12 protein-coding genes are annotated in these 12,609 nt (G+C 65.0%); 4 read left to right on the top strand and 8 right to left on the bottom strand.

Going from position 1 to position 12,609, the window contains the following annotated elements:
- Positions 1-132 precede the first annotated feature (132 nt).
- Genes ACWEFV_RS24495 through iolC form a run of 8 tightly spaced genes read right to left on the bottom strand, consistent with a single transcriptional unit; the run spans position 133 to position 8,542 of the window.
- Positions 133-990, bottom strand: coding sequence for a sugar phosphate isomerase/epimerase family protein (locus ACWEFV_RS24495; RefSeq protein WP_450072086.1), 858 nt, complete (start codon positions 988-990; stop codon positions 133-135).
- On the bottom strand, positions 987-1,862 hold the full coding sequence (locus tag ACWEFV_RS24500) for a sugar phosphate isomerase/epimerase family protein (RefSeq protein WP_450072087.1): 876 nt from the start codon (positions 1,860-1,862) through the stop codon (positions 987-989). The genes ACWEFV_RS24495 and ACWEFV_RS24500 overlap by 4 nt, the downstream gene beginning before the upstream one ends.
- Positions 1,863-1,864: 2 nt before the next feature.
- Positions 1,865-2,896, bottom strand: coding sequence for a Gfo/Idh/MocA family protein (locus ACWEFV_RS24505; protein WP_450072088.1), 1,032 nt, complete (start codon positions 2,894-2,896; stop codon positions 1,865-1,867).
- Between the two features lie 8 nt (positions 2,897-2,904).
- Entirely contained in the window at positions 2,905-3,825 is a 921-nt protein-coding gene (locus ACWEFV_RS24510; protein ID WP_450072089.1) for a sugar phosphate isomerase/epimerase family protein, read from the bottom strand.
- Between the two features lie 19 nt (positions 3,826-3,844).
- Positions 3,845-5,797, bottom strand: a complete 1,953-nt coding sequence (gene iolD, locus ACWEFV_RS24515; RefSeq protein WP_450072090.1) for a 3D-(3,5/4)-trihydroxycyclohexane-1,2-dione acylhydrolase (decyclizing) — start codon at positions 5,795-5,797, stop codon at positions 3,845-3,847.
- 3 nt (positions 5,798-5,800) lie between these two features.
- Positions 5,801-6,670, bottom strand: a complete 870-nt coding sequence (iolB, locus tag ACWEFV_RS24520) for a 5-deoxy-glucuronate isomerase (protein ID WP_135460155.1) — start codon at positions 6,668-6,670, stop codon at positions 5,801-5,803.
- 2 nt (positions 6,671-6,672) lie between these two features.
- Complete coding sequence (locus tag ACWEFV_RS24525; RefSeq protein ID WP_450072091.1) at positions 6,673-7,572, bottom strand: Cgl0159 family (beta/alpha)8-fold protein; 900 nt, start codon at positions 7,570-7,572, stop codon at positions 6,673-6,675.
- Complete coding sequence (iolC, locus tag ACWEFV_RS24530) at positions 7,565-8,542, bottom strand: 5-dehydro-2-deoxygluconokinase (RefSeq protein WP_450072092.1); 978 nt, start codon at positions 8,540-8,542, stop codon at positions 7,565-7,567. Before iolC ends, ACWEFV_RS24525 begins: the two co-directional genes overlap by 8 nt.
- A gap of 197 nt (positions 8,543-8,739) precedes the next feature.
- Between iolC and ACWEFV_RS24535 the strand changes: the two genes are divergently transcribed.
- From ACWEFV_RS24535 to ACWEFV_RS24550, 4 genes are all read left to right on the top strand, one after another.
- Positions 8,740-9,477 (top strand): GntR family transcriptional regulator, encoded by a 738-nt coding sequence (locus ACWEFV_RS24535; protein ID WP_135456372.1) that lies wholly within the window; start codon positions 8,740-8,742, stop codon positions 9,475-9,477.
- Between the two features lie 224 nt (positions 9,478-9,701).
- Positions 9,702-10,688, top strand: a complete 987-nt coding sequence (locus ACWEFV_RS24540) for a substrate-binding domain-containing protein (protein WP_135456369.1) — start codon at positions 9,702-9,704, stop codon at positions 10,686-10,688.
- Positions 10,689-10,690: 2 nt separating this feature from the next.
- The gene (locus ACWEFV_RS24545; RefSeq protein WP_450072093.1) at positions 10,691-11,749 is read left to right on the top strand and encodes an ABC transporter permease; all 1,059 of its coding nucleotides are present in this window, start codon (positions 10,691-10,693) and stop codon (positions 11,747-11,749) included.
- 4 nt (positions 11,750-11,753) lie between these two features.
- The gene (locus tag ACWEFV_RS24550) at positions 11,754-12,569 is read left to right on the top strand and encodes an ATP-binding cassette domain-containing protein (RefSeq protein WP_135456365.1); all 816 of its coding nucleotides are present in this window, start codon (positions 11,754-11,756) and stop codon (positions 12,567-12,569) included.
- Positions 12,570-12,609 lie beyond the last annotated feature (40 nt).

Below are 12,609 nucleotides of genomic sequence, written 5' to 3' on the forward strand. Positions count from 1 at the left end.
GCAGGCGGCGAACGCGTCGTAAGCGGCCCGCAATGCCGCTACCGCCTGGACCGCACCCGCCTCCATAACTCGAACATACATTCGACCACCGACAAGTCGGACGTTACGTGACAACCAGGGTGCTCTGGGGAGCTAACCGGTTCGCAGCACCGAGCAGGCTGATTCAGCCGCCAGCTTGAGCCCTTCGCGCACGGGAAGTGTGCGGAACGAATCGGACAGAATCTCCACGCCCCACGGCCCGTCGAAACCGAGATCGCGCAGGGTGTCGACCAGTCGGGTCAGGTCGAAAGTGCCGTCCCCGCACAACAAGCGGTTGTTGACGGTGTCTTCGAAGAGTGTCCCGACAACATGCGCGGCAGCGTCGTCAAGTTCGACTCCAAAGATCATCTCCGGTGCCACGGTGGCGGCGAGCGCGTCGAGCGTTGTCCCGGCCCGGAAGACGTGCCAGGCGTCGATGAGTAGTCCCACCCCGGGATGGCCCGTATCTCGGATGAGCTCAGCGCCCATAGGCACCGTTTCGATGATCGAGAACGGCATGGTCTCGATGGCAATGCGGGTGCCGTACGCGACGGCCTGGTCGGCCAGCTCGCGGAGTGGCTCCACCAGTGTCTCGGGATGCGTTGTTCGTGGCCCCAATTCGGAGCCGATCTTGACGAATGCCGGCTTGAGCACGTCGGCGGCCTCGAAAAGCAGATCCCGTACAGCGTAGGAATTCCCGTGCTGCCCGCGGGGAATCCACCAGCGTTCGATCAGTTCGATCTCGACGTGGGTGAGTCCGGCATCGGCGATCAGGTCGCGCAACCCGGCGAACCCGATGGACCCGTGGATGACCGCCAGATCGTCGGCGACCAACCCCATACCGCTGTAACCCGCATCGCGCACGGCGGCAACACGTTCGGTGATGGGTACCGGACTTGTGGCGGGACGGTTCACCGGCGAGGTGTTGCCTGCACTGGTCCAGGCGGTCGCCACGAGGCGAGGCGACGTCATCCGCGGTACTTCGTGACGTACCCGGTCATCGTCTTCAGCTGGTAGCGCGACACCTCATGGGCGTTCTCGTCCTCGGCGAAGACCGACGACACCATGACCGTGTCGTCGCAATCGTAGAAGCCGATCTCGGCCAGGCCGCCGAAGAACTCGTCCCAATTGATGTCGCCGTCACCGATTTTCAGGTGCTGATGTACCCGCACCGGGTTGCCCGGCGGGTTGGTGATGTAGCGCAGGCCGTGGCTGCGGTGGTGGTCCATGGTGTCGGCGACATGGACCAGGCGAAGCTTGTGGCCAGCGGCACGCATTATCTCGGTCATGTTCGAACCCATGTGAAATGTGTGGCATGCCACGTACACCATGCCGACGTTGGAGGAGTTGAGCCCGCGGATTATCCGCACGGCTTCGAGGCCGCCCTCGACGAAATCATCTGGGTGCGGGTCGATCCGGACGTCGATGCCTTCGCGTTCGAAGATCGGGAGGAGTTCCTCCATGGACCGGAAGAACGCGCGTTCGGATTCCTCGGCTTTCTCTGGGCGACCCGAGAATTCGGTGTTGATGACGTTGACGCCGAGGTCGACGGTGATCTGGATGACGCGTTTCCAGTTGCGCACCGCGGCTTCCCGTGCGTCCTCGTCCGGTCCGGACCAACGCAATACCGGCAGCACCGAGGCGATCCCGACGCCTGCGTCGGCGCAGGCCTTGCGGAACTTGCCCACCAGATCATCGTCGGCGCGAGGATGGTTGAAGAACGGGATGAAGTCCCGGTGCGGGGTGAGCTGCAGATACTCGTAGCCGAGTTCGGCTACCAGGCGCGGAAATTCGAGCAGACCATGGTCGTGGTGGAACGGCGTCGGATCCAGCGCGATCTTCACGCTCACGCTCCCGGGATCGACTCGCGGGACACCATCTTCACCTCCACCGGCAGGCCGGTCTGCAGTGCCTCGACACCCGCCGCACACACTGCGGCCGCGGCGTAGCCGTCCCACGCGGTGGGGCCATCGGTGTAATCCCCGGTCGTGGTGCCGCGCTGAACTGCGTCGACCCAGCGCTGGAACTCGATGTCGTAGGCCCGGCCGAAGCGCTCCCGGAAACCTGGGGCGATGGTGCCTCCCCAGGTGCCTGGTGCACCTTTGCGGATCAGCCCGACATCGAGTCCGATGAAGGCCGAACCCTTTTCGCCGACCAGTTCGGTGCGCACCTCATAGGCCACCCCGGTGGTGACGAACAATTCAACGTCGACGTGCTTGCCGGACACGGTGCGCATGATGGCGATCTGCGGGTCCTGGATGCCCTCGGGGGCACCGGGATTGACCGCCGGCTTCATGATCTGGATCGAGGCGATCTCCTCGCCGAACAGGAACCGGGTCACATCGACCTCATGAACCAGGGAATCCTTGACGATCATGGAGCTGTCGAAGCTCGGCGGTACGGCCGGGTTGCGGTGCACGCAGTGCAGCACCAGCGCGCGGCCGAACTCACCGGCATCCAGCAGGGCCTTCAGCTGCATGTACTCCTCGTCGAAGCGGCGCATGAAACCGACCTGGATGAGCCGCTTTCCGAGCCCGGCCTCGAGTTTGACCACCTCAAGAGACGACTCGACATCGGTGGTCAGCGGCTTCTCGCACAGCACCGGCTTACCGTGCTCCAGACAGGCCAACAGTTGCTTGTCGTGGGTCGGCCCAGGCGTGGCGAGTACGACGGCATCGACCTCCGGGTCGGCGATGGCGTCGAGTGGATCGGTAACGGCCCGGCAGCCCGGGATGCCTGCGGCGATCGCCTCGGCCTTCTCGGTGAGGAAATCGTTCACCACGACGACGCGGGCGCCGGAGATCCGGCTGGTCAGGCGCGCGACGTGGTCGGCGCCCATGATGCCGACGCCGAGGACGGCGACACGAAGATCAGACATGGGTGCTCCTAGCTGAAACGAACGGACGGGACACCGCAGGACCCCAGGTACTTCTGGGTGCGCTGGGCGATGGGCAGGGGAGCATCGACCTCACAGGGGTACATGTCCTGCTCGACGATCGCGAACACATCGATGCCGAGCTTCTCGATCGCACTGAGAAGCGGTGGCATCTCGGGGATTCCGCGCGGGGGTTCGGTCATCGCGCCGAGCTTGACTGCCTCGCCGAACGGCAGGTCCTCGGCCTCGACCTTGGCCCGCACCTCCGGGTCGACCTGCTTGAGATGCAGGTAGCCGATGCGGTCCGGTGCGCGCTCGATGATGGCGATGTTGTCCCCGCCGCAGTAGGAGATATGCCCGGTATCCAGGCAGAGGTTGACGAACTCGCCGTCGGTGCCGTCCAGGAATCGGTAGACGTTCTCCTCGGTGTCGACGTGGCTGTCGGCGTGGGGATGGTACTGGGCACGCACCCCGTACTTCTCGAACATCGCCTTGCCCAGCTCATTCATGCCCTGAGTCTTCTTGCGCCACTGCTCGGGTGTGAGAGTGCGGTCCTCCAGCACCGCCCCGGTGGCGGGGTCGCGCCACATCTCCGGGATGACCACAACGTGCTTACCGCCCACGGCCGCAGTCAGTTTCGCGACATCCTCGATCTGCTTCCAGACCGAGTTCCATGAGTCGTCCCCGGGAGCCTCGGACTGGTGCAGATGCTCGAACACGGTCCCGGCGGACAGTTTCAGGTTTCGGGACCCGAGCTCGTCCAGCAGCTGTTCGGGGTCGGTCGGCAGGTAACCGTAGGGGCCCAGCTCGATCCACTGGTAACCCGATGCGGCCACTTCGTCGAGGAACCGGGTGTACGGGGTCTGCCGCGGGTCATCGGGGAACCAGACGCCCCAGGAGTCGGGGGCGGATCCAACCAAAATTGTGGGCATGGTGCTTCTTTCCTGGCACTCAGCGGTCGGACGGATTGATCAGGGGGCGTTGGACTTTCTTCCAGTCCGCGTACCGCGCGTAGGCGCTCTGGGTGGACTCCAGCGTGGAGACCTCCGACACCGGAACATCCCACCAGGACTGACTGTCCGGGGCGAACACCAGCGGGTCCGTTTCCACATGGATGACGGTGGTGTTCTCGGCAGCTTTGGCGACCTTGACCGCGTCGGTGAATTCTGCGGCATTGCTGACCTTGATGACGTCGGCGCCCAGGCTGGCCGCGTTGGCAGCCAGATCCACCGGTAGCTTCGCGCCGTCAAGGCGGCCATCGGCGCTGCGGTACCGGTACGCGGTGCCGAACCGCTGGGAGCCCACTGATTCCGAAAGCCCGCCGATGGAGGCGAATCCGTGATTCTGCACCAGAACCGGGATCACCTTGATGCCCTCCTGGACGGCGGTGACCAGTTCGGTTGCCATCATCAAGTAGGAGCCGTCGCCCACCATGATGAACACGTCACGGTCCGGGTCGGCCATCTTCACGCCGATACCGCCGGCGATCTCGTATCCCATGCAGGAGTATCCGTATTCGACGTGGTAGCCCTTGCGGTCCCGGGTGCGCCACAGCTTGTGCAGGTCGCCGGGCATCGACCCGGCTGCGCAGACCACCACATCACGCGGCTCGGACCGGGTATTGACCAGGCCGATCACCTGGTTCTGGTTCAGCGCGGCGCAATCGTCCGATATGGCGTACACCGCCGACACCGTGTCGTCCCACTCCTTGGCGAGTTCGGCTGTTCGGGAGCGGTATTCGTCGCTGACGGCGTAGTCGACCAACGCGGCGCTCAGTGCCTCGAGCGCCTCGCCGGCGTCGGCGACCACGCTGACGCCGCCCTGCTTCACCGAATCCAGTGACGCCACGTTGATGTTGACGAACCGGACGTCGGGGTTGTTGAACGCGGTCCGTGAGGCGCTGGTGAAATCGCTGTATCGGGTACCGATCCCGATGACGACGTCGGCTTCCGACGCCAGCGCGTTCGCGGCCGTGGTGCCGGTGGAACCGATCGCCCCGACCGCCTGCGGATGGTCGAACCGCAGCGAACCTTTGCCGGCCTGGCTCTCGGCGACCGGGATACCGGTACCAGACGCCAGTGCGGCCAAAGCTCCTTCGGCACCGGAGTAGTGCACCCCGCCCCCCGCGATGATCAGTGGCTTGCGGGCCGACGCGATGATCTCGGCGGCGCGCGCGATCACCGACCGTTCGGGCAACGGCCGGGCCACATGCCAGGTGCGCTCGGCGAACAGCGATTCCGGCCAGTCGTGGGCCTCGGCCTGGACGTCCTGCGGGATCGCGACTGTCGCCGCACCGGTCTCAACCAGGTCGGTGAGCACCCGCATGGCCCCCAGCAGTGCCGCGGGCAGTTGTTCGGGCCGCCAGACCCGATCGAAGTAGCGGGACAGCGGCTTGAACGCGTCGTTGACGGTGACGTCGCCGGAGGACGGCAGTTCCAGCTCCTGCAATACGGGTGAACTGACCCGGGTGGCGAACGTGTCGGCGGGCAGCAGCAGCACCGGCAGCCGGTTGATGGTGGCCAGCGCGGCGCCCGTGAGCATGTTGGTGGCGCCGGGGCCGACGCTGGTGGTGACCGCCCACGCTTGCAGCCGATCCTTCTGCCGTGCGTAGGCCACCGCGCTGTGCACCATGGCCTGTTCGTTGCGGCCCAGCACGTACTTGAGTCCCGGTTCGCGCCCGGCCTCGTGTGCTTCCGTCTCGTCCTGCAGCAAGGCCTGACCGAGACCCGCCACGTTGCCGTGGCCGAAGATGCCGAAGCAGCCGGCGAAGAACTTGTGGCGCTCGCCGTCACGCTCGACGTACTGGTTGGCCAGGAACCGAATGGTGGCCTGTGCCACCGTGAGTCGCACAGTGGACTCGGTGTCGACGAGCTTCTCGGTCGACTTCGGTGCGGTGGAAACCATCGGTCAGGCTCCTCGGCTCTGGTGCAGGGGCAGTCGCGGATCGACGGCCTGGTGTTCCCAGCTGTCGCGCAGCCAGGTGTGGTTCGGGTCGTCGCAGATCAGCCAGGCTCGGTTCGGCCCTGAGCCCGCCATCACGTTGAGGTAGTACATGTGGTGTCCCGGAGCGGCGATGGATGGGCCGTGGTAGCCGTGCGGCACCAGCACCGCATCACCGCTGCGCACCTCCTCGAGCACCTCGATCGGACGCTGTGGGGTGCCGTAGACCCGGTGGTAGCCGAATCCCGGTGTCCCAGCGGGGCTGTCATCGATCTCGAAGTAGTAGATCTCCTCCAGCTGGGTCTCCACCTCGGTGTTCTCGTCATGCTTGTGCGCGGGGTAGCTCGACCAGTTGCCGCCCGGGGTGATGACCTCGCAGGCGATCAGCGAGTCGGCCTCGAAGGCCGTCGCGGTGCCGAAGTTGTGCACCTGCCGGCTGCAGTTGCCGGCCCCGCGCAGTTCGACGGCGACATCGGCGGCGGCGACGCGGCGGTTGGGAAAGCTCCGGTTTGCGCGTGCGCCGCAGATTGCGATACGGCCGTGGCCCGTCAGCGTGTATTCCTGGTTGATTCCGAGGTAGACCATGTCGGCCGGACCGTCGAACACCGATGCGCGCGGCGACAATTCGAAGGTCTCGTCGCCGGCTTCGACAGTCCCGCCGCCGGCCAGCGGCAGGATCATCACCTCCGTCTCGCCGGTCTGCCGGGTCACAGAGCCGGACGTACCGAGCTCGACCACCTGCAGCGACGACTCCGCCCAGCCTGCGGATTCCGGGGTGATGTCAACGGTGTAGGGCGCCTTGGCACTGTGCGCGGGGATGTACCACTTGCTGTTCACTGTCACCTCACCAACTTCACGGCGGTCGCGACGGCCGAGGCCACATCGTCATCGCCGGGGTACAACAGAGTGCGGCCCACGATCAGGCCCCGCACCGATGGCAATGTCAGCGCCTTCGCCCACGACGCGAACGCCTCGTCGGGATCGGTCGGATCACCGCCGAGCAGCAACGTCGGCATCGTGGTGGACTCCATCACCCGGTCCATATCAGCGACGACGGGCAGCTTCATCCAGGTGTAGGCCGACGTGGAGCCGAGTCCCTGGCTGATGTGCACCGACTTGATCACGGCATCGGGGGACAGGTCGTTGCGGACCTTGCCGTCGACGCGAGTGGACAGGAACGGCTCCAGCATGGCGATCAGCCCGTTGGCGGCGAGTTCATCGACGGCCCGCGCGCACGCTGCGAGGGTGGACACCGTACCCGGATCGCCAAGATCGATGCGGCACAGCATCTTCCCGCCGTTCATCCGCGCGGCCGCGGTCGAGACCGCGGTGGCGCCGGTCATCCGGTCGTCGAGCTCGAACGACGAGCCGGCCAGCCCGCCCCGGTTGAAAGAGGAGAACACCACCTTGTCGTCCAGTGCGCCGAGCAGGACGAGGTCGTCGAGGATGTCGGCGGTCGCCAGCACCCCGTCCACCCCTGGATCGGCGAGTGCCGTGCGCAGCCGGTCCAGCAGATCGATGCGATTGTTCATCGCGGTCGGCCGTGATCCGACGGCCAGCGCGCCACGGGCGGGATGGTCGGCGGCGACGATCATCAGCTTGCCGTCTCCGCGCACCGTCGGACGGGTGGTCCGGTTGCGCCAGGCCGTCGCGACCGCTGCGGGTTCGCCGGCCCGCAGTTCGGTGATCTCCGCGTAGGTTTTGCACATCGCGGACTTCGAGCCAAGTGCGCTAGACATTTGCAGCCTCCACAGCGGTCTGTTCGGCGAGATCGGAGACCTCGGCGGCGGTCGGCATGGCGGTCGAGCATTCGAGACGGCCCGCGACGATGGCTCCCGCCGCATTGGCGTAGCGCAGGGTCTTCTCCAACGGCCAGTCGTTCAGCAGGCCGTGAATCAGGCTGCCGCCGAAGGCATCTCCGGCACCGAGCCCGTTGACCACGTCAACCTCGTTGGGCGGAACGGTGACCGAGCTGTGCTTGGTCTTGCCCAGCACGCCGCGTGGACCCTGTTTGACGATCGCCAACTCGACTCCGAGCTCGAGCAGGGCGTCGGCGGCCTTGTGCGGGTTGGACTCGCCGACGGCGATCTCGCATTCCTCACGGTTGCCCACGGCGACGGTGACATGCTGCAGGGCGCGTTGCACCTGTTCGGTGGCCGCTGCCGGGGTTTCCCAGAACATCGGCCGGTAGTCGAGATCGAGAACCGTCAATGGGGCTCCCGAGCGGGCCTCCCACGCAGCAAAATGCGCACTGCGGCTGGGCTCCTCGGACAGGCCCGTCACCGTCGACCAGTACAGGCGCGCGGCGCGGATGGCGTCCAGGTCCAGTTCGGCAGGACTGATCTGCAGATCCGGCGCTGACGGCTTGCGGTAGAAGTACAGCGGGAAATCGTCGGGTGGGAATATCTCGCAGAATGTCACGGGAGTCGGATACTCGCCGTGGGTGCGGACAAAGCGGTTGTCGACACCGAGCCGGGCGAGCTCGTCGCGGACGAACCGGCCGAAGGGGTCGTCGCCGGCTCCGGAGATCAGCGCGGTGCGATTGCCCAGGCGCGCCGCGGCGACGGCCACGTTGGCGGCGCTGCCGCCGAGGAATTTTCCGAACGATTCCACCTGGTCAAGCCCCACCCCGACCTGCAGCGGGTACACGTCGACGCCGCTACGTCCGATGGCGATGACGTCGAATGGCTGGCTGGCGTTATCGGTCACGACTGACTCCCGAGTGCGATGTGCGTATTTGCGTTCCGGCGACGACGAGCGCGCCTGGTGTCGGTGTCGACTGTGCTCCCCGTCACCATGTGCTGTCAAGACTTTGTTCGGACATTCTTACTTTCAGTCATAAGCAGGTATTCTGAACAATCACTCCCGGCGAACTGCGCGCGGAGGACACGAGGATTGGAGTGCGCGTGACCCCGACGTTGTCCGTGGAGCTCGATCGTTCGAGTCCGGTTCCGCTGTATTTCCAGGTGGCGCAGGTCTTCGAAAAGGCAATCCTGGACGGGCAACTCAAGCCGGGGGACCGTTTCGAGAACGAGTTGGCGCTGGCGAGCCGGCTCAGTCTGTCTCGGCCGACAACGCGCCGTGCGATTCAGGAACTGGTCGACAAGGGGCTGCTGGTCCGCAAACGCGGTGTGGGCACTCAGGTGGTGCAGACCCCGGTTCATCGCCCCGTCAAGCTCACCAGTCTGTTCGACGATCTTGCACGGGCCGGTCAGGAGCCGGGCACCAGAGTTCTGGAGTACGCGCTGGGTCCGGCGTCCGGCGAGATTGCCGAACGGCTCAACCTGGAAGCGGGCAGTGAGGTGGTGATGATGCGCCGGCTGCGTACGTCCGGCGGTCAGCCGTTGGCGTTGATGACGAACTATCTTCCTGCGGCGATCGCGCCGGATCGCGATGACCTCGAGCGTATCGGCCTGTATCAGTCGTTGCGCGCCCGCGGGGTGCACATTCGGTTGGCCCAGCAGCGCATCGGCGCCAGGGCTGCCGAGCGGGATGAGGCCAAGCTGCTCGACGAGAAGCCGAAGGCCCCGCTGCTGGTGATGGAGCGGACGGCGTTCGACGATTCCGGACGCGTAGTCGAGTACGGGAGCCATGCCTACCGCGCGTCGCGGTACTACTTCGATACCACCCTCGTGGATCGTTAGCGTTTCCAAAAGTATTTTCTCCCTGCAGGTTTCGGTGGCTTGCCGTGGCACTTGTCCCGTCGTATGGGTGTCGCCGCGATGCTGCCGGACGTTTGATATGCAGTCCTAATGTCCGAACAAAGTCTTGACATTCGGATGTGAGCGGTATTACATCGACTGCGAGGCCGTGTCGCTTGTCACCAGACGTACAAGCACCGCGGTGACGTCGATGGCAAGGAGAAGCAATGAGGTTCAGTCGGCTCGCGGCGGTAGCTGCGGCGGGTGTGCTGGTCATGGGCGCCGGCGCGTGCTCCAGCACCGGCGGAAAGCCGCAGAGCAATGGTGGTGGAATGGGCGCCGGAACCGTCGACACCCCGCGGGCCACCATCGCGATGATCACCCACGAGGTGCCGGGTGACTCCTTCTGGGATCTGGTGCGCAAGGGCGCCGAGACCGCTGCCAAGAAAGACAACATCGAACTGCGGTACTCCTCGGACCCGGAGGCGCCCAATCAGGCCAACCTGGTACAGACCGCCGTGGACAGCGGCGTGCAGGGCATCGCGGTAACGCTGGCCAAGCCGGACGCCATGAAGGCCGCCATCGAAAATGCCACGGGCAAGGGCATTCCCACGGTCGCGTTCAACGCCGGTCTCGATTCCTGGCAGAAGGTCGGTGTCAAGGAGTACTTCGGTCAGGACGGATACATCGCGGGACAGGAGGCCGGCCGGCGGCTCACCGAGGAAGGCGCCAAGAAGGTTCTGTGCGTCATCCAGGAACAAGGCCACGTCGACCTCGAGGCCCGCTGCGCCGGCGTCAAGAACACCTTCCCCGCGACCGAGACGCTCAACGTCAACGGCAAGGACATGCCGTCGGTCGAGTCGACCATCACCGCCAAGCTGCAGCAGGACCGGTCGATCGACTACGTGGTGACGCTCGGTGCGCCGTTCGCGCCGACCGCCGTGCAGTCCGTACGCAATTCCGGTAGCTCTGCCAAGGTGGGCACGTTCGACACGAACGCCGCACTCGTCGACGCGATCAAGAACGGCGACGTCCAATGGGCCGTCGATCAGCAACCGTTCCTGCAGGGTTACCTCGCCGTCGACTCACTGTGGCTCTACCTCAACAACGGCAACGTCATCGGCGGCAATCAGCCGACGCTGACCGGTCCGTCGTTCATCGACAAGACGAACATCGATGCGATCGCCGAGTACGCGAAGAACGGAACGCGCTAGACATGAGTACCCAGGCAGACCTCAATCTCGAAACGCACAAAGTCGTCCGGGACGAGCGGGTCAAGGAACAGAACAAGCTGCAGCGCTTACTGATCCGCCCCGAGATGGGTGCGGCGATCGGTGCGATCGGCATCTTCGTGCTGTTCCTGATCGTGGCTCCGCCGTTCCGGACGCCGGAGGCCCTGGCCACGGTGCTCTATGCCAGTTCGACGATCGGCATCATGGCTGTCGGGGTGGGCGTGCTGATGATCGGCGGTGAGTTCGATCTGTCGTCGGGTGTCGCAGTCACCACCGCTTCTTTGGCGGCATCGATGTTGTCGTACAACCTGCATCTGAATCTGTGGACGGGCGCGGTCCTGGCGCTGGTGATGGCCCTGGCGATCGGCTTCTTCAACGGCTACATGGTGATGAAGACCAAGATCCCGTCGTTCCTGATCACGCTGAGCACCTTCTTCATGCTCGCCGGCATCAACCTGGCGGTGACCAAGCTGCTGTCCGGCCAGGTCGCGACCCCGAGCGTGTCGGATATGGAGGGATTCGATTCCGGCCGAGCCGTATTCGCCTCGTCGTTCAGCATTTTCGGGGTGTCGGTTCGCGTCACCGTGTTGTGGTGGATCCTGTTCGTCCTCATCGCCACCTACGTGCTGTTCAAGACCAAGATCGGCAACTGGATCTTCGCCGTCGGAGGCAACCAGGACAGCGCCCGTGCGGTCGGTGTGCCGGTCACGAAGGTGAAGATCGGCCTCTTCATGGTGGTGAGCTTCTGCGCCTGGTTCGTCGGCATGCACCTGTTGTTCGCGTTCAACACCGTGCAGTCCGGTCAGGGCATCGGCAACGAGTTCTTCTACATCATCGCCGCGGTCGTCGGCGGCTGCCTGCTCACCGGCGGCTACGGCACCGCGGTCGGCACGCTGATCGGTGCCTTCATCTTCGGCATGACCAACCAGGGCATCGTCTATGCCGGGTGGAACCCCGACTGGTTCAAGTTCTTCCTCGGCGGGATGCTGCTGTTCGCGGTGATCGCCAACAACGTCGTCCGTAACTACGCAGCGAAAAGGTAAGTAGATGAGCACAACTGCTGAAGCCCCGATCGCGGAGACACCGTCGGGCGGCGCGGTGCCGCTGGTCGAACTCAAACACGTCGGCAAGAGCTACGGAAACATCATCGCGCTCAAGGACATCAACCTTCGGGTGGGTGCCGGCGAGGTGACCGGCGTGCTGGGTGACAACGGTGCAGGCAAGTCCACCTTGATCAAGATCATCGCCGGCCTGCACAAGCCCACCGAGGGTGAGTTGCTGATTGACGGCACGCCGACGGTGTTCAACTCACCCAAGGATTCGCTCAAGGCCGGAATCGCGACCGTGTACCAGGACCTCGCGGTGGTCTCGCTGATGCCGGTGTGGCGCAACTTCTTTCTCGGCAACGAGTTGCGCAAGAAGGGCATCCTGCCGTCGCTGGACATTTCCGCGATGCGCGCGACCACCATTTCCGAGCTGAACAAGATGGGTATCGACCTGCCCGATGTCGACGCGCCGATCGGCTCGCTGTCGGGTGGTCAGCGCCAGTGTGTGGCGATCGCGCGGGCGATCTTCTTCGGCGCCCGCGTGCTGATCCTCGATGAGCCGACGGCGGCGCTCGGCGTCAAGCAGTCCGGCATGGTGCTGCGCTACATCACGGCCGCCAAGGAACAGGGGTTCGGGGTCATCTTCATCACCCACAACCCGCACCACGCGCACATGGTCGGTGACCATTTCGTGCTGCTGAACCGCGGGCGGCAGAAGTTGGACTGCACCTACGACGAGATCACGCTGGAACATCTCACCCAGGAGATGGCCGGCGGTAACGAGCTGGAGGCGCTCAGCCACGAACTCCGCCGCTGATCAGTGCAGCAGTGCCCCGTCGGCTGTCCGGCCGGCGGGG

Source organism: Mycobacterium sp. NPDC004974 (assembly GCF_053600815.1).